We start from the raw sequence: 21,288 nt of genomic DNA on the forward strand, positions 1-21,288 counted from the left end.
CGGTCAACAGGATGTTTCGCGTATCGTTGTTTCGGGCGGGCTGCGGGTTCGTGCTACGACACGTCATGAGCAAAGCCCGCGAGGTGCCCGCCCCGACCGACAGCATGCTGGAGCCGCTCTACGCCGGCGCCGACCTGACGGACGCCTATTCCAATGCGCTGCCGGCCGAGGCGACGGGCGATATCGAGCGGTTGACACGTGCGGTACTTGGCCGGCCAGCGGGGTGGGCTCGGGCGCTGATGCGCATTCGCGACGCTGCGATGGCGCCGCTGGGAGTAAAGACATCGGCCGCGATCGCCCGGACACGACCCGGCGAGCGGGTCGATTTCTTCCCGGTGCTGGATCGGTCGCTGCGCGAACTGGTGCTGGGCGAGGACGACCGGCATCTCGATTTCCGGACCTCCGCCTTGCTCCGCGGCGCGTCGCGTGGGGAGGGGCGGGAACTGGTCGTCATCACGGTGGTGCATTGCCACAATCTGCTGGGGCGGACCTATCTGGCGGTGATCAAGCCGTTCCACCGGGCGATCGTGAAATCCTATCTCGCGCGGGCGGCGCAACGGGGTTGGCCGGGCGGATCCTAGTCGCCAGGCGTGTGGCGAATTCGGTCGCACGGCGCCTACTGGGTCCTGAGTCCCAGTCACTTGTCGGCGGCTGCGGCCGCGACCATGTCACTGGTCGTCGACACCGCGTTGAGAGGTGGCCGGATCAGCCGCCGCCGGAAAGGTAGCGGCGAAGGATCGGCTTTCCGGCAGGACGTAAACCACCCCGTCGTGCGGCTGGAACAATGCTGCCACGACCTTTTCGTAAAAGGCGACGGGCACGTTGATGCAGCCATAGGAAATGCGGTTGTCGAGCGTGGTGGCTGTAGCGAGCCGTTCGAGCCTGCGTTCGGCCGGCTTGCTGGTGACGACGCGGTGCAGCGAGATCGCCGCATCATAATCGACCCAGAGGACGTCGTGCGAGAAATTGCGGCCCATCGCCGCGTCGAAACGACCGGCGGGCGTGATCCGGTCGGCCGGGCCGATATCGGCAAGCTTGCGATCGCCGATGCCGGGGGGCGAGATATCGCCCCGCGCCAGCCCGAGCAGCACCGGCGCATCGCCGCGAAGCGCGCCGTCCGGCCCGAAGGCGAAGACATGTGCGCCGGCCTTGTCGACGATCAGGAACGGGCGTCCATGCGCATCGCCCGATCGTACGACCCAGTCGGCAAGCCGTCGCATATCGGGCGAGGCGACGACCCCGGAAAAATCGGCGCCGCCAGCCGCGACCGGCGGCCGGGCGAGGGCCGGCCCGGCCGCGAGCAAGACGAGGCACAGGCCGGCCGTCCAGACCAGCGGGCCAGATCGCCGCATCTAGTTGCGGTCCTGCTTGGCCGGGCGGTTGGGCACGACCGGCCGGGCGGGGACCTCCTCGACTGGAACCGGCTGGACCTCCAACGGGGCTGGGGCGAGCTGCTGCTCGGGGACGGGCGCGAGCAGCGATTCGAGCTGCTGGCCCGGGACCGGTACGCCCTGATCGACCACCACCATGCCGGGCAGGCCCGCGCCGGGCGAGTAGGTCACCGGCAGCAACATCGGCGGCGCATAAGGCAGGACGGCCAGCGTGGTACCCGGCGGTGGCAACACGACCGGCGTCGTAACGGGTGGCACGACGACAGGCGGCACCTCTACGGGCGGCACCACCACAGGCGGCACGACGACGGGTGGCACGACGACCGGCGGTACAACGACGGGCGGCACTACGACGGGCGGCACCACGACCGGCGGCACGACGACGGCGGGGCCGATCGTCCCCGTGGTGCGGAAGGTCGAGACGCAGCAGGACCCCGCCAGCGCATATTGGCCGGCATTGGCGCCAGCCAGACTGTAGCCGGTATAGGTGATTCCGACATTCGATCCCGGTGCAGCGCTGTCGAACACCGCGCTGGCGCCGGGGCCGGCGACCAGGGTCACGCCGACCGGCAGGCCGGATGTGGCGGTGGTGTTGAACCCGTCGAGCGTGGTCGCGGTCGTGCCATCGGCTGCCCTGCTGCCATTGGGGAAGAGCAGCATCCGCTGCACCACTGACGCGCCCAGGCTGAGCGTGAAGAAGCCTGCGAAATTGGTGGGTGCGGCATAGGAGACGGGGTTGTAGTTGATCACGGCCGCTGCGTTCGGTCCGGTCACGGTGACCGGCGGCGTAAGCGGCGCGAAGACCAACGTGCCGCCCTCGACGCCCGGCCCGGTGCCGTCAGCGCCAGCGATGATCAGCAGGCCCGGCTGAAGGCCGAGGCTCTGCGACGGGATGGTGGTGCCCCGGGTGAGCGTGACCGCCGCGGCGATCGTCACGTTATGCCCGGCGCACAGCGCGATATTGCCGTCGGTGGTGGTCATCGCGTGGAACACGTTCACATTGCGTCCGGCGTTGAGCAGGATGCTGCCATTCGTGGTGGTGAGCGCGGCATTGACGTTCACGTCGCGCCCGCAACATGCCACGATATTGCCGTTGGTCGCGGTGATCGCGTTGTTGATCACTACGTCGCGGCCGGCGTTGAGGCGCAGCGTGGTGGTGCTCGGGGATGCCGTCCAGGCGATCGCATCATTGACGATGATGTCGCCATTGCCGGTCAGCGTGGTGCCGAGCGTCGTCGTCGGCGGCGTGCCAGGGACGGTCGCATCGGGGCCCGGCAGGGTGGTGATCGTCACGCTGTTGGTGACCAGCATCGCCGACAGCGTCGCGCCGGAAATGTTGCCGCCCGCGCCGATGATGAAATCCTGCGGATCGATCAGCCAGGTGCCGGTGAGGCCGGCGGGCGCGAGGGTGGTGACGTTGGCGCCCGTCGCGACGTTCACCTGGGCGGCGGAGGTCTCGACAAAGCCGCCATCGCCGCCATGCGCCGCGCTGGCATCGAGCGTGCCGGCCACATTGACCGTGCCGTTCTGCATGTCGCCGAGCAGGTAGATCGCGCCGTTGCGGCTCTCGATCGTGCGTGCTTCGATCACGCCGCTGTTGTTGACTGCGGTGCCGAGCAACTGGCCGGCACCCTGCGTCGTCAGCAGCACGCGGCCGCCATCGGCCTGAATCAACCCGCCATTGCGGACGAGCGCGCCGACCGCGCCTGTATCGACCACGATGTTGAGCAAGCCATCGCCGGCGACGTCGAGCGTCATTGCCTCGCCCGCAGCGAGCGCGACGGTGCCGAAGCGGGCGGCGATCGTGCCGTCATTGCCGACATGCGCGCCGAGCAGGGCGACGAAGCCGCCATCGGCCGCGGTGATGCTGCCCTGATTGAGGATCGTGCCGTTGCTCTTGCCGGTGAAGCGGTATTTGCCCGCCATGAAATCGGTGTCGGTAATGCCAAGCGTCGAAGCGACCAGGCCGCCGACATTTACCTGCGCGCCAGCCCCGAACAGCACGCCGTTCGGGTTGACCAGGAACACCCGGCCATTGGCCGTCAGGCTGCCGAAGATCTGCGACGCATCGGGACCAAGCACCCGGTTGAGCGCGACCGAGCTGCTGTCCGGCTGCACGAAGGTGACGCTATTGCCCTGGGCAATGTTGAAGCTGTCCCAGTTGATCGCCGCGGCATGACTCGACTGGTTGATCGTGACGCTGCCGGTGCCGCCGGTGATCGTGGCAGCCCCGCCGACGACCGTCCCGCCAGCCGGCAGCGCCTGGGCCTGTGCCTGGCCGGCAAAGGCGAACGCGCCGGCCAGGACGAGCGCGGTCGAACCAAGTAGCCGGGCATGGCGGGTTTTGGTGAAGAAGGGAGCGGGAGTAGCGAGGGCGTGGCGGATAGCGATCATGATCGATTCCTTGAAACGAAGGGAGGCGCGCCGCGACGGGGCGCGCGCCGTCAGAAGGTCTTGGAGACCTGGAACCAGAAGCGGCCCGCGCGATCCGGCGCCGAGGTCGCGAGCGTGTCGCCGATCCGGCGGGCATAGCTCGCTTTCAGGACGATATTTTCCGGCGCGTACCAGGCCAGTCCGACGCCATAGCCGCTGCGGTTGGCCCGGTTGCTGCCGGTGAACCAGGGGTGCTTCGCATAGTTGACGCGGCCGGTATCGACGAAGCCGAACAGCTGAAGCCCACCGGGAAAGTCGGGCGTCCAGTCGCTCAGCATCAGGCGCGCCTCGGCGGTGGCAATATAGCCCTGGTCGCCATAGGCCTCCCCCTCGGGATAGGCGCGTACGCCATAAGCGCCGCCCAGCTCCATCTTTTCCGAGATATCGAGATTGTCGAACGCCACCTGGCCGCGCACCGCGCCGTAAAGCGAGAAGGGTCCCGCGACATTCTGAAGCCGGGCAGCGCTGAAGGCGAGCTTGTTGAAACCGCCATCGGTCCGCGCGGTCAGCGCATCGGCGGCGCGATCGAGCGGGCTGCGCAGATCGAGGTCGCCGATCGTCCAGGCCAGCGAGAAGGCCGTCCACCCGCCGCCACCGAGACTGTCGCGCGCGGTGCCGTTGATGCCGAGCGTGGCCGCCTGGCTCGCCTTGCGCGAGCGGGCCGAGACCAGGTCGACCCGGTCGTCGAAGGATTTCGCGTCGAGGCTGCCGACCAGATAGACACTGGCGCGGCGCGAGCGGATCAGCGGATAGCTGGCATAGAGGCTGGCGACATCGGCAGTGCCGTGTGCGTCGAGGCTTTCGAATTCGTGGCTCAGATCATAGCGGAAATGCGCATAGGCGACGCCCAGGGTGAGGTTGCCGGCGGGCACCTGCCAGGAGACGCGGCCATAAGCGAGGCCCTCGGTGGAGGCGAGCAGGCGCAGGCCGAGTTGATCGCCCAGCCCGGTCGCGTTGTTGAGATTGATCGTCCCGCCGGCGCGATAGGCCCCGGTATAGCGATTGCCGGCATTGTCCGCCTCGACGCTGCCGGTGATGCGGCGCCCCTGCGCCAGCTCCACCGTCAGGTCCGAGGTCCCCGGCGTGGCGCCCGGAGCGAGCGTCGAGCTGACCGCGACACCGGGCAGATCGGACAGGAGCAGCAGCCGGCGCTCGAGCGGCGCGTTGGCGATGACGTCGCCGCTGTCGATGCCGCGCAGTACGCCACGCGCGACATGGTTCGACAGGTTGCTCTCGTTGTGAACGCCGATCTTGCCGTAGCGTCCCTCGATCACCGCGATGGTGACCGAGCCGCCCTGCACGTCCTGCGCGGGAAGATACGCCTGCGCGAGGAAATAGCCGCGCGCCCGGTAGAAACCGGCGATACGGGCGGCGGCGGCGCGCAGATCGAACAGGCTGAGGTCGCTGCCCGGCGTGACGCCGCTGGCGGCGACCAGGGTTGGTTCGTCGAACAGGGTCTGGCCCGTAACCTGCAGCGCGGTGACCCGGATCTTCGTTCCGGCCGGATCGGCGTCGGGCGCGGTCGGCGGCGGCGCGACCACGAGGATCGGATCGACCTTCGGCGCAGTGGGGGCGGGCGGAATTTGCTGCAATTGTCCGCCAGCGGAAGGAATCTGCTGCGCGAACGCCGGTTGCCCGGCCGCTATCAGCGCGACCGTCAAGAACCCGAGCTTCATCCGATTATCCTCACCTGACGCAGGACACGACGCTGTCACCATGCGCAGGACACGGTGCCGCCTTTAAACGCTGCAAAATAATTATCTGCCCGAAGTGCGGATCACGTGAGATCGATCGCAACGAGTGGAAATATTATCCTGTATATTGTTAAATGTTCCTACTCGGGTGAAAGTTTCATGATCGAAATAAAAATCTAAGAATGTAAGAAAAATTATGTTTTATTTGACATGGTGTGACAGAATTACCATGAAATTTCGCGATTTCACTGACTTCATCCGGAGGTGAATAGCAGAAATATTTGGTAAATGCCGTAGGGTGGGGCGACAACCGGGCCCTCGCCAACGCGCAACGACTTACGCCCTCGGTCGCCGTGGCGCGATCAAGCGATCACGAGCCGGCGGACGTCGACAGCGAAGTCAGGAGTGTCTGTGGTGGCAAGGATCGGACGCGAGTTTGACGCGATCGCCTTGCCGATCAGGCCTTCACGCCTGATCGCGGCGCCGCCTTTGCCGATGGCGTCAGCCGGTTTGAACCTTGTTCCCGGGCCGCGATCAAATTCTTCAGGACCACAACGCGCTCGCGCTCAGCGCTCCAGTCCCTCGAGGGATGGGCCTGGATCTGGTCGAGCAGGGCGCTGAGTTCCTTGTCCCATTGTGCTCCGTGGATGGACATATGTGCCTCCTTGCGTTGCGGTCCGCCCGATAACGCGGGCGACGTTCTGCCGGATCCGCGTCCCGTCCGGGTTGCAGAGCGTGCCGGCGAAGGGATCGATCCTGACGAAGTCCAGTACCCGAAACCTTATTCTATACTCCCTCGCGATGCGGTTCAAATCGCCGGAGCGATCGATCCTGCGGCCCGACTGCCGTCACGCAACCTTCGGGGTCCTGCGTCAGTTCTGCCTCCATCATTCTTTCAATCCGGAGCATCCAATGCGTACAGCCATCCTCGCTCTCAGCGCCTTTTCACTCGCAATCCCCGCCACCATGGCCTTCCCGACCAGCGGTGCCGAAGCGCGACCGCGGCACCATTACAATCACGGCACCTACCGGCATCATGGCTGCCGTTATTCCAAGGGCACCACGGGCCTGGTCGCGGGCGGCGTTGGCGGTGCACTGGTCGGCCGGTCGATCTTCGGCCACGGGCTGCTCGGCACGGCCGGGGGCGCCGTGGGCGGTGCGCTGGCCGGCCGTGCGATCGACCGCACGATCACCAAGAAACGCCGCTGCCGCTGATCCGTGGATTTGCCGCGGGAGGGCTGACCCTCCCGCGGCGAACGATTATGCCGCGTCGGCGCGGTGCGGGAGCTTCCAGCCCGGGCGGACGAAGTGGCAGGTATAGCCGTTCGGGATGCGCTCGAGATAATCCTGATGCTCGGGCTCGGCCTCCCAGAAATCGCCGGCGGGGGTGACTTCGGTCACCACCTTGCCGGGCCACAGGCCCGAGGCGTCGACATCGGCGATGGTGTCYTCGGCGACGSCCTTCTGCTCSGGGCTGGTGTAGAAGATCGCCGAGCGGTAGCTCGCGCCGACATCATTGCCCTGGCGGTTCCTGGTGCTCGGGTCGTGGATCTGGAAGAAGAATTCCAGCAGGTTGCGAAAGCTCGTCACCTCGGGATCGAAGACGATCTCGATCGCCTCGGCATGATTGCCATGGTTGCGATAGGTCGCGTTCGGGACCTCGCCGCCGGAATAGCCGACGCGGGTCGAGATGACGCCGGGCTGACGGCGGACCAGATCCTGCACGCCCCAGAAGCAGCCGCCGGCGAGAATTGCGGTTTCCTGACTCATGCCACTTCCTCCACCTGGTTGAGATAGGCACCATAGCCTTGTGCTTCCATGTCGTCGCGGTGGACGAAGCGGAGCGAGGCGGAATTGATGCAATAGCGCAGGCCACCGCGATCGCGCGGGCCATCGTCGAAGACATGGCCGAGATGGCTGTCGCCATTGGCGGAGCGCACTTCCGTCCGCACCATGCCCAGACTGGCGTCGCGCAGCTCGTTCACATTGGCGGGCTCGATCGGCTTGGTGAAGCTGGGCCAGCCACAGCCGGATTCATATTTGTCGCTGCTAGCGAACAGCGGCTCACCGGAGACGATATCGACATAGATACCGGGCTCCTTGTTGTTCAGATATTTGCCCGTGCCGGGACGTTCCGTGCCGCTTTTCTGCGTGACGTAGAATTCTTCGGGCGTGAGGGCGGCGACGGCCTCGGCCGTCTTGCGATACTCGGTCATTGGATACCTCCGTTTCGCCGCGGGATATGGGGTGGGAGGGCCGGTTGTTCCAGACGCGCGCGGACCCAATCGACGCGATATCGCGACTGCCATCTCGTCGGGTGCGGCGATCCGTCGCTGATCCGTCGCAGCGCCGTCGCCATGGTCGATTATCGCCTAGACGATCGCGCCCGCCAGCCGCAGCGTCGCGCCCGTCGCTGATATCATGTTACTGCCATCGGAGGGCGATGATGACTCGGGGTCTGTTCCTGCTATTCGGCATTGCCGCCTATCTGATCTTCTTCCTGACCTTCCTCTATCTCGTAGGCTTTGTCGGAAATCTGCCCTGGCTGCCGCTGACGGTCGATCGCGGCGGGCCGGTAGGCGGTACGGCGCTTGCCGCGATTATCGATCTCGCGCTGGTGGCGCTGTTCGGCGTGCAGCACAGCGTGATGGCGCGACCGGGCTTCAAGCGGTGGTGGACCCGCATCGTGCCCGAGCCGATCGAGCGCAGCATCTACGTGCTGCTGGCCAGCATCGCGCTGATCCTCCTGTTCCTGTTCTGGCGGCCGATCCCGGCGGTGATCTGGTCGGTCGAGAACCGCGCCGCCGTGATCGCGATCTACGCCCTGTTCGTCGCGGGCTGGGGGATCGTGCTGCTCAGCACCTTCCTGATCAGCCATTTCGAGCTGTTCGGCCTGAAGCAGGTGTGGGGCCATGCGCGAAACGCGCCCGCGGGCGCCCCGGTGTTCCGCAAGCCCTTCTTCTACAAGCTGGTCCGGCATCCGCTTTATAGCGGCTTCATCCTGGCCTTCTGGGCGATCCCAGTGATGACCGCGGGGCATCTGCTGCTCGCCGCCGCGATGTTCGTCTATATCCTGATCGCGATCCGGCACGAGGAGCGCGATCTGATCGACATGTTCGGCGACCCTTATGTCCGGTATCAGGGCGAGGTCGGCATGCTTGCGCCGAAGCTGCGGCGGTGACCGGCGCCTAGTTGCGGCTCTACTCCCTGACTTAATATCTGCCTGCTTGTTTCCGATATGGTCCATCGCCGGCAGGACCGGAGCTCATGATCAGGTCTCATTTTTCGCCCGAAGACCAATCCGCTCGCCAAAGCTGCCGCAACAAGCAACCTTGGATCAACCAGGAGTCACAACGTCAAGCTTGTCCACTAAACTTAGAGCCGCTGTAGCCACCCATTCGGATTGTATGTGGCGTTGCGCCCGTAAAAGTCGCAAAGTTCGGTGTCGAGACGGTATCCCGCGCCTTCTCGCGCAAGGAAGTCCGCGACGGCGCGATTGGGACCATTTTCGTACTGAATATACTGCTCGCCGGGGAGGTGAGCGACCACGCCATCCTCGACGACGATATAATCGCCCGTCTGTAACAATGGATGGAAGAATTCGAGGACGGCCAGTGAATGACGGTAGAAGTGGCTGCTGTCTTCGATCACCAGCCAGGGCCTGGGCGCTGCGGCAAGCAATCCTGGGGGAAGGCAGGTCCCCAAGTCTGCCGCATCGCCGACAACTACGTGTATCCGTGGATCCTCATATGGTGTTTGAGGATCCAGATCGACGGTGACGACCCGAGGCGTGACACCGTGAGCGGCCATCATATCAGCAAACCACAGGGCCGATCCACCGAAACGGCACCCGATCTCCACAATCGTCCGCGGGCGCAATCTCGAGAGCAATTGGAGATAGAGCCCAATGTCGAATGGGCTTTTGAGGAACGGCACTCCTCGATAGACCGAGCGCATTACACCTTCCTGGATCCCGTCGAGAACCAGGCTCGGTACATTGGTCGAGAAATCGCGTGGGCTGCTGCCGGCAATCACCGGCATAGCGGACAGTCGCGGCTGGCGGGGAGGGGCTGCAAGTCGGTCCAAAGACTCGCGTAGAGACGGCAGGCTCGCGGGATGAGGGCGCCCGACGAGTAACGGTTCCACTTCGGGCGGTGCGTACGGCTTGCCGCGAATGGCGACATATTCGTCATGGAAACGGTCCCAAGGGGATTGCGCGGCATTAGTGGCAACGCCGCCATGCACCTGATGGAACGTCGCCTCCCCGATCAGTAGAATGATGCGGTTAAGCGGATCGGCGCAGAGCCGCTCCCAGATATCGAGATTGGCCAGGCCGCCGCCGGGCGTAGCGAAACGCGGATCATAGCCGCCCAACTCCTGCCAATGCGTCCGCGTGAGGAACAGGGCGTTGGTCTCGGCGGGCGTCACGAACCATCCATTTTCCGAGGATCCGGCGAAGGTGGAAATGTTGAAAAGCCTGTATGGATCTTCCTCCCAGTCGCTGGAGGCGAGCAGTCGATCTTCGACCCCTTGATCATATCCCGCGAGCACGCTTCGCATCTGCACATCCGGACCAAGATGAAAGGCAAGCGTGCCGACCACCGCACGATCGTGCAGTCGTGACGCTTCGCGCGCGGTTGCCAGCAGGCGCGGCGAAGCCATGCGGGCACCGTCGATCCAGACACCGACCAGATCACCGCGCGCTTGCTCTATCGCGAGGTTAATCGCAGGGACCGGCGACACGGTAGGCTCCGCTATCGCGACGAGACGAGCGTTGGGCGACCATTCCGCTACTTGATCTGCCGTCGGCGGATCCGTGGAGCCGTTATCGACGACCAATATCTCATAGTCGCCTTCGCCGATATCACGCTGAAGCGCGGGAGACAGGCTGCGGATTGTCCGGGGCAATTCCCGGCCCATCTCGTAGCTAACGACAATCACCGATAGCGAAAGAGACCCGTTCATAAATCGCCTGCCATGGCTTTCGACGGGCTGCCCGTGGCGGCGAAATGACGCAAGGCCTCGATCCGGGCTTCTCGAGACGCGCTCGCGAGATCGGTACGGAAAATGTCATACGCGGGTGTCGATGGCGATATCGCGTCGCTCCGCATCACTATCGACGACGGTGGATCACCCATCGCAAGCGCTTCGCGGACAATGGGATTGTAGTTTTCCCAAAGAACGCGATTGGCAGGATCGAGGCCGGTTACCAACAGCAAGCCCGACGGTGACGTATCAAGCAATATCAGGGTGAGATCGGGGCGCCAGCGTTGCAATATGGGCACCAATCGCCACACATCCCCGGTCCATACGCGAGTGCGGCGCAGTCGTTCGGCTTGCGCCGGGTGATTGGGCAGGACGTCGTCGACGACGAGGATAGCATTCGGCCCGACGACGCGTTCAATATTCATGAAATCACGCAGAGCCGCTTCAAATAGATGTAGCCCATCGATAAAGGCGAGGTCCACCGGCTCCACAAAGATCGTACTGGCATGGTCGGCAAAGAAATCATCACTCATTTGAGTGAAGACACGTGTGGAGCTCGGCAACTCTACCCGAATCTCCGGTGCTGGATCGACACCGATCGCCGCTCCTTGCGCCAAGGCAAGGCTGCGTCCGAAACGTATTCCGATCTCGAGATAGGAACGTGGTGCCAGTATCTGGTGCAGATCTGCCAAGACATGAATATAGTCGCGCTGCCCTTGCGTCCGCTCTTCCTCATCGGTGCCGGGGGGGATGCTCGCCGGGTCGATGGCAACAGGTTCCGCCAACGGTGCGGACGCCGGCGGCGGACCGTGGCGTGCGAAGACACCGACCAAATCCTTCCAGGGGCCCCGTTCGTCCAGCCAAAGGTCGACCAGCTCGCAATGGGTGTAGCGTGCCAAGGCACGATAGGCATCTGGATAGAAACGATAGCAATCGACTGGATAGCGATGCTCCGGCCCTGCAGAGGGCGCGATCAGGAATATGAAACCTCCAGGGCGGAGGACGCGCACCATTTCGGCAAAGGTCAGCCAGAAAAATTCGCAATGTTCCAGCATCTGTCCGGAAATGACGATGTCGATCGAGGCGTCGTCGAGCGGTAGTCGATATGGGTCCTCCAGAACCAGGCGTACGCCCGGTCCGGCAGCTATATCGGCCGCGGTATAGGCGTAACGGGGATGCGCGAAGATTTCGCGGTAGCTTCCGTTGACATCGGAGCCGCCAATATCGAGCACGCGTACGCAGTCCTGCGTCTCCAGCGCGTTTCCAACAACGTGGCGCGCATAGCATTTGCGCATATTTTCCATGGAGGAGGCGTGCATGCGGCGACGTGTCCCGTTGTGGCAAGGAGAAGGCGCCGATGCCTATCGCGGGCCGCAGCTCGAGAAAAGAGCGATGGCCGGTTCGTAGCAAGATCTCGAGGATGCGGGGCATCCAGCTCGACAACGTAGCGACCATCATTTGGGTCAGGCCCATATGATGGTCGCGCAAAACGTTGTTCGGATCGCGGTGGTTATTTCACCGGGATGGTTGCCGAGAAGGCGCCGTCGGCGCCATTGTTACCGTTGACGCGATTATTCCCGTAGGAAGCTAGGACCCCACCGGCAGTGGGAAACAGCCCGGCGACATTGCCGAAGATCGTCGAATTGCCAACAAGCATGCCTGCATTGGCACCGCTTACCGCCAAGCCTTTGTTGCCGTTGGCGGAAACGGCAACATTGTCGAGCAGTAACGTCACGTTAGCCGCGGTGCCGTTGCTGGTCGTGATGCCATTTTGAGTATTGCGGCTGACGACGCTGTCGCGGACGACACCGTTGATTTTGCCGGTCGTGGCGGACCCATCAGCAATGATGCCAAAGGTCCCGCCGGTGATCTGAGTGCGCGTGATTGTGACGTCGGTCGTTGCGGCGCCCGCCGGGCGGATATTGATCCCTGCAAAGGTGCCGCTCTGTCCGGCCCTGCTGATGATCGTATCGCTCACATGAAGCGCCGCACCGCCCGACGCCGTCATGTTGATCCCGTTGTTGGTAAAATTACGAATAGTGCAATCGATGACCAAAAGTGCCTTCCCGGCAATGAAATTGATCCCGGTGACGCCCGTAGTACCTCCTTCGATATCGATGCCGTCGAGCACGATCACATCGTTCGCGCCCGCATTGATATTGAAGCCAGTGGTGCCGCTGGCGAGAACGCCCGCTTGCCCCCCACCGGCACGGATCGTGATCGCCTTGGTGATCGTCAAGGTACCGTAGGCGCCGTTGTCGATGATGTTGATCTCGCCACCCGCCGCGGTCTTGGAGATCGCGCCAGCGAAGGTCTTGCAGGGCGCCGTGCGCGAGCAGGGATTGACGTCGTCGCCAACGCCGGAGACCCAGGTACGAGTCGCCTGGGCCAGGGCCGGAGTCGCGGAAAGAGTGAACAGGACAGCCAGGGCCATCGCTAACTTCATCCAGATTTTATGCATTTCATGCTCCATCTCAGATTTGTGTTGCGCAGACCCGAAATTGCTTCGACTTGTCGTTGGCCGATTGTCGGCAGGCAAACCTGAACCGAGAAGCGCCCGGATCATCCTCATAGGATTTCGCTCGCGCCAGTGGTTCATCGCCCCTCGGAAGAGACGACCGGTCACCGATATCACGAAGATATGACGGAACAAAGCGGCGAGCGCGCTCAAGTGCGTCTTAGTAACGATGATTCTACATGCGCACCGGTAGGACTGCTTCACCCAAGGCAGTACCTATTCCTTAAGATGATCTCACAAAGGAATAAAGTCTGCCTGGCCTGGGATATCTTCTACGTCACCGGCACGGCGGATTTCATCCTGGTCGTGACCGCACGGGACAACGAGGCCTATGACGCGTTCATGAGCCGGCGGATCGCCGACGATCCCAATGTGCGCCGGTTCACCACGGACGTCGCGCTCGGCGCCGGCAAACGCAGCCTTGGCGATCCCGATCGACCTGGCCGGTTGAACGGCGCGGCCTTCCCTGTTCCGGGGCGGATAACAGCGACGGAACAGGGAAGGGATTTTTTCTTCGCTGTTATCGGGACGTTCAAGGGCGAAATTGTCTGAATTTTCCGTGTTATATCAATCGGATGTATGGCTTATCCCTGTTATTGGGATAACAGGGAAGCGAGCGGCGCGGAACAGGGATAGACTGTCCCGAACGGCGAGCCGGTTTCGGCGGTCTCTCGACGATGAGCGACCTGTCTGTCGTGCCAATGATTTCAAAGAGCGGCAGCGGCGTCGAATGCTGCGTTCGCCGGCACCTTGTGGCGATTTCCCGGAAAGTTGAATCGACCGCCGGTCACGGACCTGTCGAGCGTTGGATTGCTGAGCCGGGAGGCTTGCCCCGGACGGCCAGACTTCATGACTTTCCCCGGCCTCGTTCGCTTTTCGGCAAGAATTGCAGGCTAGGGTGATCCGGCGCACTGGAGGTTGCCGTCCTTGATCGAGATCGAAGTCCAGAACGAGACGAATCAGACCCAGGTCGGGCTGCGCTTCGCCGCGGTCCCCCGCATCGGCGAGGGGCTGCGCCTGCGCCAGCCCGACGGCTTCTGGGCGTCCTACGACATCATCGACGTGTGGTACCAGAAGGCCGAGTTCGGCGAGATCTGGGTGCCCTATATCCATGTTCGCATGACCGAAGCCGACCAGGCCGTGGTCGCCGCCGCGGCAAGCCAGATTCTGAGCCAGAGGGAGCCACAGCCATTCACGGTCTGATCAAGCGCCTGGGGAGCGCCGCAGCCATCGGCCGCGCCGCGCCCCTTCCCGCGGACCCGCAGCCGCCCGAGGCAGCGCCGGCGCCCGTGCCGGCCGCGGCGCCGCGCCAGCCGCATTGCCTGCTGGTCGATGATTCGCGGGTGATGCGCAAGGTCGCGCACCGCATCATCGCCGGCATCGGCTATCAGGTGACCGAGGCCGAAAATGGCGAGGAAGCGCTCGCCCGGTGCCGGGCGGCGATGCCCGACCTGATCCTGCTCGACTGGGAAATGCCGGTGATGAGCGGGGTCGAGTTCGTCGCCGCGCTGCGCCGGATTGCGGGCGGCGCCGCGCCGAAAGTCGTGTTCTGCACCTCCAAGACGCAGACGCCCGACATCTATCAGGGCATCGCCGCCGGCGCCGACGAATATATCACCAAGCCGTTCGACGAGCAGGCGCTGCTGGCCAAGCTGCGGCGGATCGGGGCGGCGTAGCGGCCGATCCGCGCGGCCCGATCGGGGATGAGCGCTATTCCGCGGGGAGGTTGTTGGGTGCCCAGCGCATCTCGATGATGCCGGGCGAATCCGAATTGTAATTGACGTAATGCCAGGCCGGCGTGGAGGAATAGAGCTTCAGGCTGTAACCTGACCCGCCCTGGTCGGTGAAGTCGAGCTGGAACGTGCCGGACCCGAAACCCGATGGCCCCTGGCCGAACACCCAGATGCCATAGGCGTAGCGTTCATACGCCTTTGGCGGCTGGTTGGTGACATAGGCGCAGGTGACCACGGCGCCGGACGGCCCGACCACGCAGCCCTGCAGATCGCTGTTGCCGTTGATCGCGAGCCAGCCGGCCTCAGGCAGCAACGGCGTCGCGCCGAGCGCGGAGCCGCCATCGGGGTCCGCGCAGGTAGTGGACGTGAAATCCGCGCCAATGCCGCTGGGCTGGTCGGTCGGGGGCGTATCGCTCATAAGCACCTCCAGGGCTCGCCATGGCGCCGGCGGGGCGACAGGTCGCGGGCCGGGCCGCAAAAGGCCATGGCCGGGCGGAGCCTGTAAACCCGGATCTTGGTTAAACAGCGGGATCCGGTTCTATTTCGTCGCCTGCGGGATAGAGCGGCGAGCGTTAAATCTGATCCATTCGTCCTGAGTAGGGATCGAGTAGCCGAAGGCGTATCGAGAGCCCGTATCGAAGGACAGGTTGTCGCGCGGAACCCGTCCTTCGATACGCCCTCTCGATACGCCGCTGCGCGGCACCTCGATGGCTACTCAGGACGAACGGGTGTTGGTGGCTCCGATGTAATGCAAGCTACTTCTAAACCGCCGCGTCCCTCATCCTGAAATGGAACAGCCGGCTCGGCCCGTCTTCGGGCACGAGGAACAGGTCGCGGCCCTTCACCGCCATGCCTTCGCCGGTATAGGCCCTGGCGCGATCGGTCACGCCGGTGCGGGTCGTCCGGACGAGCTTCATCGACGGCCAGTCGATCCAGTCGATCGTGCCGCTGAACGGCGTCACCACGCCGCCCGCGACGAGCTGGCCGTCGACGAACTTGATGTCCTGATAGCGGGTGGGGAAGGGGTTGGGCACGACCCGGACCTGTTTCCCGCTGGTCAGGTCGAAGATGCGCAGCAACTGGCTGTCCCAATTACCCGCGACGAGCGTGTCGCCCGAGACCGCGACGCACCCGAGGTGATCCGCGACCGGGATCCTGCGGCGGACCGCGAGGGAGGTCGTATCGATCTCCATCAGCGTGGCGGAGCTGTTCGCGGTCATTTCCGCGACGGCCACCCAGATCGACCCGTCATGCAGCGACAGCCCGCCCGGATGATAGCGCGGGCCGTCGGTCAGCTCCAGCCGCCGCAGCAACCGGCCGCTGTGCCGGTCGAACTGATGGAGATAGCCCTTGTGGCCGGCGAGATCGACCGAGGTGACCCAGATGTGCCGGCTATCGAGATCGACCCCCTGGACGTGGAACAGCTCCCCGTCGAGCGGCAGGGTGCCGACGAGCTGCGCGTTCTGGATCGGGTCGCTGCTCTCCTGCTGCGCGACCGCAGCGGTCAGGCTCAGCAGGACGAGGGAGAGGGCGGTCAGGGCGGTCCGTATCGTCTTGCGCGGCATATCGTGTCGCTCCCGGCTTTCGGTTCATCCGCACTGGATGCGCGCCCGGTAGCGTCGGTTTGCGACGGTGGTGTGAATGGGGTGGCGAAGGGTGATACCGACCGCCGGGGACGTCGCGCGCGGGCCCGGCAGGCTTCGGCCGCGCAGCCCGATATCCGACTGGCATCGCGCCCTAAATTCTTCCATGCTGCGATTTCAAACCGGGGGGAAGACGATGCTACGGAAAATCACGGCACTTGCTTGCGGCCTGCATGTCGTTGCGGGCGTGCCGGCCTCGGCGAACGCGCAGGCCGAAGATCCGCTGGCGCAGTGCCTCGTTTCCCATACCAGCCCCAGTGACCGCAGCGCCCTCGTCAAATGGATCTTCTCGGTGATGGCGGCCAGCCCGGAAGTATCCTCCATGTCCTCGATCACGCCGGCGCAGCGTGACGCCTTGTCCAAGGCCGCCGGCATCATTTTCACCCGGGTGCTGACGGTCGACTGTCGCGCCGAGGCGATCGGCAGCATCAAGGCCGGCGGGACGGACGCCCTGGAAAAGGGTTTCCGGGTCCTGGGCGAGACCGCGATGACGGGCTTGATGAGCGATCCGGCCGTCGAGAAATCGATGGTCGGGCTGCTGGCCGGGATCGACATGCAGGCTTGGGCCACCCTGATGATCGATGCGGGGGAAGGCCCAGGCAAGAAGTTTCAGAAGAAATAGGAGTGACGGGTTCCCGGCAGGGCGGCGGCGGCTCGCGGGAGCGCCGGTGTGGGGCTCGGTCCGGGGAGCCGGGCGCAGATGCCATGGCCGGGCAGCGCGCAAGGCCGGACCGAGGATAAACAGCGGGACCTGTTCTATCTCTGTCGCCACCGGATCACGTAAAGGCTAAGCGACCTGACACCGCAATTCACTCGGGCCGAGTGAAGCAATCGGCGTGGAAGGAGAATTGCGATGGACGAGCAATGGGACGGGATCGTCGCCCGGGCCACGCTGAACGAGCGGGGCACGGTCCCGCGCTCCGCGCTGGCGACGTCGCCGGACATTATTCTCGCCGGCCCGGTCCCATTTCAGGATCCCGGCTTGCTCCTCGATCCCGGCAACTATGGCAAGGTTTATGACAACGGCCTTCATGTCGGCTGGCCGAACTATCTTTATGTGCGGGGAAAGAACTGCGCGCCGGATGCGCAGTCGGGCTGGTGGAACCTCTTCTGGGCGAGGCCGAACATCCTGCTCTATCCCTGGCTGTGGGAACAAAACAAGCTTGCCACCTCGTCGGGGGACCAGAACCCGCGCTTCGCGATCGGCCCCGGGGCGATCGGCGCCACCACCGATCCCTTCACCTGGGTACCGAGCGATATCGCGGAGTATTATTGCCTCATCGCGATCGCCGAAACGCGCGAACATCGCGATCCGCTGAGGGGCGTCCGCGATATATCGAGCCTCGCTGCGGCACTGTCGCGCAACGCGAACATCGCCCAGCGCAATGTCCATTCGATCCGCGGAGACGTGCCTCAGGTCGCGTTTGAATCGGGTTATAATCAGGGCGACGAGCAAGCCCGGGTCGACCTCTCGGTGATATTCGAGAACATTCCCAAGGGCAGCAGCTACACCATTTCATCGGGGACGCCGCTGAACGGTCAGGTGCTCGGCCATCGCGACGCCAGCACGATCGCCAACAATTTCAGCCATGCGTGGGCCGATCTCGACATCCCGCCGCAATGGAGCACGCGCTTTACCTGCGCGATGACGTTCGGGGGCGATTGGTCGGGTATTCCCGCGGGCCAGAAACCAACGGTCACGATCCGCGCCGATCTCCTCCTGGGTGCGGGGGAGCAGCTTTACGATATCGGATTCGACCTGGCTCCGGATCCGCGCACCGGTCAGCCTCGCCGGGGTCGCTGGGGGGAGGCGGTACGGGCGCTGACGGCGGGCTCGTTCGGTATCGTCTGCCCGGACGTCGGGCCCTGACGCCACGCATGGGCGATGGCGGGTTTTCGGTGGCCAAGTGCAGCGTCACCGGGACTGCGAGATCAGAGGCATTGGGCGGTTTCGACCCGCGCTCGGGGTCGCGCCCACGCATCAGGCGCAGATAAAAATCACCTCGCTACTCAGAGGGGATCATCGCAGCGGATGACGACCAATTGAGTGCACTATCACCGTTGTTCCACGTGCCCCTCACCGGCGTTCACTGGCATTCCCGTCGACATTTCCTTCAAATATCCCACACCAAGCGCGGTGAGGTGATGCTTCAGCCGCTCGAAGGCATCGCGGTCGCCCTGTCCTTCGATCGCCGCGCGTGTCGGCCCGACGATCGAGGCGACCAGCACCGCGCTCAGCTCCTCGGCCTGCGCGAAGCTGGCGTCGCTCGCGGTGACCAGCATGTCGTGCACGGCGCGGGCGCAGCGCGCCGACTCCTGTTTGACGATGGCATCGGCGTTGACCATCGCAGTCGGCAGGTACAGCGCGCGCGAGACGTCCGGCCTGCGCGTTTTCGCCGTGACGAAGGCATGCATCATCGTTGCGCACATTTCGCGCACCGATCTGCCATGCGCCGACGCGCAGGCGGCGATCGTGGCGTCGACGACTTCGCCGACATGCCGGCCGACGACCGCCGCGAGCAGGGCGCGCTTGTTCGGGAAATACTGGTACAGCGAGCCGACCGAAACGCCGGCCCGGGCGGCGATCTGGATCGTGGTGATAGTGTCCAGGCCGCTCGCGAGCAGAACCTGAATGGTCGCCTCGAAGATCGTGTCGATCGTGACGCGCGAGCGGCGTTGTCGCGGCTGTTTCCTTGGGCTCAGCGAGTCCGCCCGGGTCCGTTTCATATGCGAATATGTCCGCGACATGGTTTCGGCCACAATAGCGGCCATGCACAGGTTCAGATATCCGCTTCGCGTCGCCCTGACGCTGTCCGGCATGCTGCTTTCCAGCCAAAGCCTGGCCTGTACCTTGCCCGCGGGGTTCGTCGACACGCCTCGGCCCGACCTTGCGCCACTCGAAAGATTATTGGCCCATGTCGAGGAGATCCATGTCGCCCGCCCATTCGCGGCCCCGGCACGCAACCGTCCGCTGGAGGAAGCGATCAGGCCGACCCGGGAACGGCCCGGCGTGGCGGGGACGTTCAGGCTGTCGGCGACGGGCTATGGCAGTCTCGGCTCGCGCAGGCTGGTCTGCCTGACCGACGGCTCCACGGCGGTCGAGGAAGTGCTGCGGACCGAGACCGGCGCCGACAGCCGGCGATTCCGCTACATGGTCTGGAACTACACCAGCCCGAAATTTCGTGACGTCGACTATGCGGTGGGCGACATCTTCAGCACGAAGGCCGCGTCCGGGGCGACGCATGTCACCTGGACGTACCGGTTCGCGCTGAAGGCGGGGCTTGGCGCGGGGGAGAGGGGGCGTTTCCGGAAGGGCTTCCTGGAGAAGCTGTTCGCCGAGTGGATGCGGAGCCAGTTGGAAGCGGGACGATCGGCTTCCGAGGCTGAGCCCGATTGAGGCAGGGTCTGTGAGATAAGTGGGATGTCACCGGGATTCGAAACCTCGCGCCGCAACGGCGAGCGAAGCCCAACGCGGCTAATTAGTGAACTGTCACCGAAATTCGTCACCGAAATTCCCGCTGGGGTGAGCCGGTACGGGCGCTGACGGCGGGCTCGTTCGGTATCGTCTGCCCTGACCTCGGATCCTGACGCGCCGCCGGGCTGACGGCGGCTTTCCGGTGGCTGAAAGTGCAACGTCACCGGGATTTCGAGATCGGAGGCATTGGGCGGTTTCGACCGGCCTGATGAAGTCCCCCGCCTTGACCGGCTTCCAGTCGAGCAGCTGCCGCCAACGCGATGCGGGAGATCATCTTCCCCTTTTTCGCCGCGTTCGAGCGGACCGAGACGGTCTTGCCCCTGGTGAAGAATGTGGCGCTTTGGCCGAAGTCGCTCGTAGAATATCTTCTCGTCGCCGCCGGGCCCGACGCGGCGAGCGAGGCGGGCGCTTCATATCTGGCCGCCGATCCCCTTGTCAGGCGCCGATTCGAAGGGGCGTTGCTCGAATTGTCGCAGAATAATGTAGTGAGTCCCCAGGGCGATCTTGCCCGCGATCTTGCGGCTCTATCGGTTGCGACTGGCTTACGATTTTCCGAACAGCGCGGCGATAATTAGTAAACTGGCACCGTAATTCTTTGCCTCCGCAGCACCGTATAACCGGGAAGCGTGCAATTACCCCTGAACGCAAGGGCCTCACGCGATAGCCTGTAGCCCCTTGGCCTTTACCAGGTTGAGCAGCTTGAGCGATGGACCATCTGGTCGCTTCTCGCCCCGTTCCCATTTGCTGACGGCGTCCTTCCGCACATTCAGATATCGCGCGAAGACCGGCTGGGAGACCTGCTCGCGTTCGCGCAGGGCGCGGATTTCCACCGGGCTCAGGGGCTCGACAGGGGTGAGGCACAGTGCGTCGAACTCGCGCATCGTCGCCTTGTCGACCAGTCCGATCTGATGCAGCCCGGCAGCAGTCTTGTGGACCGAGGCCAGGATGTCGTTTTCAGCCTTGTTCTTCGTCGTCACCGTCCGTCACCTCGATCAATTGCCCGGCGTCCATCGCCACGCCTATCTCGTCCGTGGAGAAGGCTAGAAATATCTCCGCCAGACGCTTCAGCGCCTTCAACTCCACGGGCGTAACATTCGCCTTGTCGTTCTTCGCAAAACCGTGTGCGAAGAAGCTGTGCCCGCCGACCCTGAACAATATGATGGTGCGGAAGCCGCCGGATTTGCCGCCGCCCGGGCGGGCAACACGCTGCTTGAACACGCCTCCCGAGATCCGCATCATAATGGCCCTCGGCAATATCGGCCGCCGCTTCCATCAGACCGGAGTCTTCCAACCGAGCCTTGCGGGCAAAGCGCGCAAACTGCTTGGTCATGTAGACGCTCATGGCCGGACAAGCCCATCATGGCGCATAGTGTAGTCCCTGGAGCTATAGATTTCAAGCCGGCGCCCGATGCGGT

Annotated in this window: 23 protein-coding genes and 1 pseudogene; 10 read left to right on the top strand and 14 right to left on the bottom strand. The window is 64.1% G+C overall.

Going from position 1 to position 21,288, the window contains the following annotated elements; translation table 11 throughout:
- Positions 1-65 precede the first annotated feature (65 nt).
- Positions 66-581, top strand: a complete 516-nt coding sequence (locus AC1DX5_RS21850) for a DUF2867 domain-containing protein (RefSeq protein WP_478017345.1) — start codon at positions 66-68, stop codon at positions 579-581.
- 87 nt (positions 582-668) lie between these two features.
- Here AC1DX5_RS21850 and AC1DX5_RS21855 read toward each other — a convergent pair whose 3' ends face one another.
- The 4 genes from AC1DX5_RS21855 to AC1DX5_RS21870 all read right to left on the bottom strand — a co-directional run bounded on the left by AC1DX5_RS21855 (position 669) and on the right by AC1DX5_RS21870 (position 6,173).
- On the bottom strand, positions 669-1,352 hold the full coding sequence (locus AC1DX5_RS21855) for a L,D-transpeptidase (protein ID WP_478017346.1): 684 nt from the start codon (positions 1,350-1,352) through the stop codon (positions 669-671).
- The gene (locus AC1DX5_RS21860; RefSeq protein WP_478017347.1) at positions 1,353-3,785 is read right to left on the bottom strand and encodes a two-partner secretion domain-containing protein; all 2,433 of its coding nucleotides are present in this window, start codon (positions 3,783-3,785) and stop codon (positions 1,353-1,355) included.
- Positions 3,786-3,835: 50 nt separating this feature from the next.
- Entirely contained in the window at positions 3,836-5,500 is a 1,665-nt protein-coding gene (locus AC1DX5_RS21865) for a ShlB/FhaC/HecB family hemolysin secretion/activation protein (RefSeq protein ID WP_478017348.1), read from the bottom strand.
- Positions 5,501-5,975: 475 nt separating this feature from the next.
- On the bottom strand, positions 5,976-6,173 hold the full coding sequence (locus AC1DX5_RS21870; protein WP_478017349.1) for a hypothetical protein: 198 nt from the start codon (positions 6,171-6,173) through the stop codon (positions 5,976-5,978).
- A gap of 257 nt (positions 6,174-6,430) precedes the next feature.
- Between AC1DX5_RS21870 and AC1DX5_RS21875 the strand changes: the two genes are divergently transcribed.
- The gene (locus AC1DX5_RS21875; protein WP_465176406.1) at positions 6,431-6,733 is read left to right on the top strand and encodes a hypothetical protein; all 303 of its coding nucleotides are present in this window, start codon (positions 6,431-6,433) and stop codon (positions 6,731-6,733) included.
- A 45-nt stretch (positions 6,734-6,778) separates the two neighbouring features.
- Here the strand turns inward: AC1DX5_RS21875 and msrA are convergent, their stop codons facing one another.
- Both msrA and msrB read right to left on the bottom strand, forming a co-directional pair.
- Entirely contained in the window at positions 6,779-7,288 is a 510-nt protein-coding gene (gene msrA, locus AC1DX5_RS21880; RefSeq protein WP_478017350.1) for a peptide-methionine (S)-S-oxide reductase MsrA, read from the bottom strand.
- Entirely contained in the window at positions 7,285-7,734 is a 450-nt protein-coding gene (gene msrB, locus AC1DX5_RS21885; protein ID WP_478017351.1) for a peptide-methionine (R)-S-oxide reductase MsrB, read from the bottom strand. The genes msrA and msrB overlap by 4 nt, the downstream gene beginning before the upstream one ends.
- A 227-nt stretch (positions 7,735-7,961) precedes the next feature.
- Between msrB and mddA the strand changes: the two genes are divergently transcribed.
- A complete protein-coding gene (mddA, locus tag AC1DX5_RS21890) occupies positions 7,962-8,699 on the top strand; it encodes a methanethiol S-methyltransferase (protein ID WP_465181489.1) in 738 nt (245 codons plus the stop codon).
- A gap of 194 nt (positions 8,700-8,893) precedes the next feature.
- Here the strand turns inward: mddA and AC1DX5_RS21895 are convergent, their stop codons facing one another.
- The 3 genes from AC1DX5_RS21895 to AC1DX5_RS21905 all read right to left on the bottom strand — a co-directional run bounded on the left by AC1DX5_RS21895 (position 8,894) and on the right by AC1DX5_RS21905 (position 12,965).
- Complete coding sequence (locus tag AC1DX5_RS21895) at positions 8,894-10,483, bottom strand: CmcI family methyltransferase (RefSeq protein WP_478017352.1); 1,590 nt, start codon at positions 10,481-10,483, stop codon at positions 8,894-8,896.
- Positions 10,480-11,823, bottom strand: coding sequence for a methyltransferase domain-containing protein (locus AC1DX5_RS21900; RefSeq protein WP_478017353.1), 1,344 nt, complete (start codon positions 11,821-11,823; stop codon positions 10,480-10,482). Before AC1DX5_RS21900 ends, AC1DX5_RS21895 begins: the two co-directional genes overlap by 4 nt.
- Before the next feature lie 191 nt (positions 11,824-12,014).
- Complete coding sequence (locus AC1DX5_RS21905; RefSeq protein ID WP_478017354.1) at positions 12,015-12,965, bottom strand: right-handed parallel beta-helix repeat-containing protein; 951 nt, start codon at positions 12,963-12,965, stop codon at positions 12,015-12,017.
- 129 nt (positions 12,966-13,094) lie between these two features.
- On the opposite strand from AC1DX5_RS21905, the gene AC1DX5_RS21910 reads away from it, so the two are divergent.
- From AC1DX5_RS21910 to AC1DX5_RS21920, 3 genes are all read left to right on the top strand, one after another.
- Positions 13,095-13,574, top strand: coding sequence for an Lrp/AsnC ligand binding domain-containing protein (locus AC1DX5_RS21910; protein ID WP_478017355.1), 480 nt, complete (start codon positions 13,095-13,097; stop codon positions 13,572-13,574).
- Between the two features lie 375 nt (positions 13,575-13,949).
- A complete protein-coding gene (locus tag AC1DX5_RS21915) occupies positions 13,950-14,225 on the top strand; it encodes a hypothetical protein (RefSeq protein WP_465172934.1) in 276 nt (91 codons plus the stop codon).
- An 86-nt stretch (positions 14,226-14,311) separates the two neighbouring features.
- Positions 14,312-14,698, top strand: coding sequence for a response regulator (locus tag AC1DX5_RS21920; protein WP_465172935.1), 387 nt, complete (start codon positions 14,312-14,314; stop codon positions 14,696-14,698).
- A 34-nt stretch (positions 14,699-14,732) separates the two neighbouring features.
- On the opposite strand, the gene AC1DX5_RS21925 is transcribed toward AC1DX5_RS21920, so the two are convergent.
- Both AC1DX5_RS21925 and AC1DX5_RS21930 read right to left on the bottom strand, forming a co-directional pair.
- Positions 14,733-15,173, bottom strand: a complete 441-nt coding sequence (locus AC1DX5_RS21925; RefSeq protein WP_478017356.1) for a hypothetical protein — start codon at positions 15,171-15,173, stop codon at positions 14,733-14,735.
- Positions 15,174-15,516: 343 nt separating this feature from the next.
- Positions 15,517-16,320, bottom strand: a complete 804-nt coding sequence (locus tag AC1DX5_RS21930) for a DUF6454 family protein (protein WP_478017357.1) — start codon at positions 16,318-16,320, stop codon at positions 15,517-15,519.
- Between the two features lie 91 nt (positions 16,321-16,411).
- On the opposite strand from AC1DX5_RS21930, the gene AC1DX5_RS21935 reads away from it, so the two are divergent.
- Together AC1DX5_RS21935 and AC1DX5_RS21940 are read left to right on the top strand one after the other, a co-directional pair.
- Positions 16,412-17,020 (top strand): hypothetical protein, encoded by a 609-nt coding sequence (locus AC1DX5_RS21935; protein WP_478017358.1) that lies wholly within the window; start codon positions 16,412-16,414, stop codon positions 17,018-17,020.
- A 231-nt stretch (positions 17,021-17,251) separates the two neighbouring features.
- Positions 17,252-18,268, top strand: a complete 1,017-nt coding sequence (locus AC1DX5_RS21940) for a hypothetical protein (RefSeq protein WP_478017359.1) — start codon at positions 17,252-17,254, stop codon at positions 18,266-18,268.
- A gap of 185 nt (positions 18,269-18,453) precedes the next feature.
- Here the strand turns inward: AC1DX5_RS21940 and AC1DX5_RS21945 are convergent, their stop codons facing one another.
- Positions 18,454-19,125 carry a TetR/AcrR family transcriptional regulator gene (locus tag AC1DX5_RS21945; RefSeq protein ID WP_478017360.1) on the bottom strand — a complete coding sequence of 224 codons (672 nt, stop codon included), beginning with the start codon at positions 19,123-19,125 and terminating at the stop codon, positions 18,454-18,456.
- Positions 19,126-19,168: 43 nt separating this feature from the next.
- Between AC1DX5_RS21945 and AC1DX5_RS21950 the strand changes: the two genes are divergently transcribed.
- A complete protein-coding gene (locus AC1DX5_RS21950) occupies positions 19,169-19,795 on the top strand; it encodes an SRPBCC family protein (RefSeq protein ID WP_478017361.1) in 627 nt (208 codons plus the stop codon).
- A 338-nt stretch (positions 19,796-20,133) separates the two neighbouring features.
- Positions 20,134-20,448 carry a hypothetical protein gene (locus AC1DX5_RS21955; protein WP_465176416.1) on the top strand — a complete coding sequence of 105 codons (315 nt, stop codon included), beginning with the start codon at positions 20,134-20,136 and terminating at the stop codon, positions 20,446-20,448.
- Positions 20,449-20,526: 78 nt separating this feature from the next.
- Here AC1DX5_RS21955 and AC1DX5_RS21960 read toward each other — a convergent pair whose 3' ends face one another.
- Positions 20,527-20,850 (bottom strand): helix-turn-helix domain-containing protein, encoded by a 324-nt coding sequence (locus AC1DX5_RS21960; protein ID WP_465172940.1) that lies wholly within the window; start codon positions 20,848-20,850, stop codon positions 20,527-20,529.
- Positions 20,828-21,215, bottom strand: a pseudogene (locus AC1DX5_RS21965) (type II toxin-antitoxin system RelE/ParE family toxin). The gene AC1DX5_RS21960 and the pseudogene AC1DX5_RS21965 overlap by 23 nt, the downstream one beginning before the upstream one ends.
- Positions 21,216-21,288 lie beyond the last annotated feature (73 nt).

Source organism: Sphingomonas sp. P2_B6 (assembly GCF_056404755.1).

What these genes read in the sequence shown, in the direction of transcription:
- AC1DX5_RS21850 (WP_478017345.1), top strand. Translation starts at nt 66, where the DNA reads ATGAGCAAAGCCCGCGAGGTGCCCGCCCCGACCGACAGCATGCTGGAG.
- AC1DX5_RS21855 (WP_478017346.1), bottom strand. Translation starts at nt 1,352, where the DNA reads ATGCGGCGATCTGGCCCGCTGGTCTGGACGGCCGGCCTGTGCCTCGTC.
- AC1DX5_RS21860 (WP_478017347.1), bottom strand. Translation starts at nt 3,785, where the DNA reads ATGATCGCTATCCGCCACGCCCTCGCTACTCCCGCTCCCTTCTTCACC.
- AC1DX5_RS21865 (WP_478017348.1), bottom strand. Translation starts at nt 5,500, where the DNA reads ATGAAGCTCGGGTTCTTGACGGTCGCGCTGATAGCGGCCGGGCAACCG.
- AC1DX5_RS21870 (WP_478017349.1), bottom strand. Translation starts at nt 6,173, where the DNA reads ATGTCCATCCACGGAGCACAATGGGACAAGGAACTCAGCGCCCTGCTC.
- AC1DX5_RS21875 (WP_465176406.1), top strand. Translation starts at nt 6,431, where the DNA reads ATGCGTACAGCCATCCTCGCTCTCAGCGCCTTTTCACTCGCAATCCCC.
- msrB (WP_478017351.1), bottom strand. Translation starts at nt 7,734, where the DNA reads ATGACCGAGTATCGCAAGACGGCCGAGGCCGTCGCCGCCCTCACGCCC.
- mddA (WP_465181489.1), top strand. Translation starts at nt 7,962, where the DNA reads ATGATGACTCGGGGTCTGTTCCTGCTATTCGGCATTGCCGCCTATCTG.
- AC1DX5_RS21895 (WP_478017352.1), bottom strand. Translation starts at nt 10,483, where the DNA reads ATGAACGGGTCTCTTTCGCTATCGGTGATTGTCGTTAGCTACGAGATG.
- AC1DX5_RS21900 (WP_478017353.1), bottom strand. Translation starts at nt 11,823, where the DNA reads ATGCACGCCTCCTCCATGGAAAATATGCGCAAATGCTATGCGCGCCAC.
- AC1DX5_RS21905 (WP_478017354.1), bottom strand. Translation starts at nt 12,965, where the DNA reads ATGCATAAAATCTGGATGAAGTTAGCGATGGCCCTGGCTGTCCTGTTC.
- AC1DX5_RS21925 (WP_478017356.1), bottom strand. Translation starts at nt 15,173, where the DNA reads ATGAGCGATACGCCCCCGACCGACCAGCCCAGCGGCATTGGCGCGGAT.
- AC1DX5_RS21930 (WP_478017357.1), bottom strand. Translation starts at nt 16,320, where the DNA reads ATGCCGCGCAAGACGATACGGACCGCCCTGACCGCCCTCTCCCTCGTC.
- AC1DX5_RS21940 (WP_478017359.1), top strand. Translation starts at nt 17,252, where the DNA reads ATGGACGAGCAATGGGACGGGATCGTCGCCCGGGCCACGCTGAACGAG.
- AC1DX5_RS21945 (WP_478017360.1), bottom strand. Translation starts at nt 19,125, where the DNA reads ATGAAACGGACCCGGGCGGACTCGCTGAGCCCAAGGAAACAGCCGCGA.
- AC1DX5_RS21950 (WP_478017361.1), top strand. Translation starts at nt 19,169, where the DNA reads ATGCACAGGTTCAGATATCCGCTTCGCGTCGCCCTGACGCTGTCCGGC.
- AC1DX5_RS21955 (WP_465176416.1), top strand. Translation starts at nt 20,134, where the DNA reads ATGCGGGAGATCATCTTCCCCTTTTTCGCCGCGTTCGAGCGGACCGAG.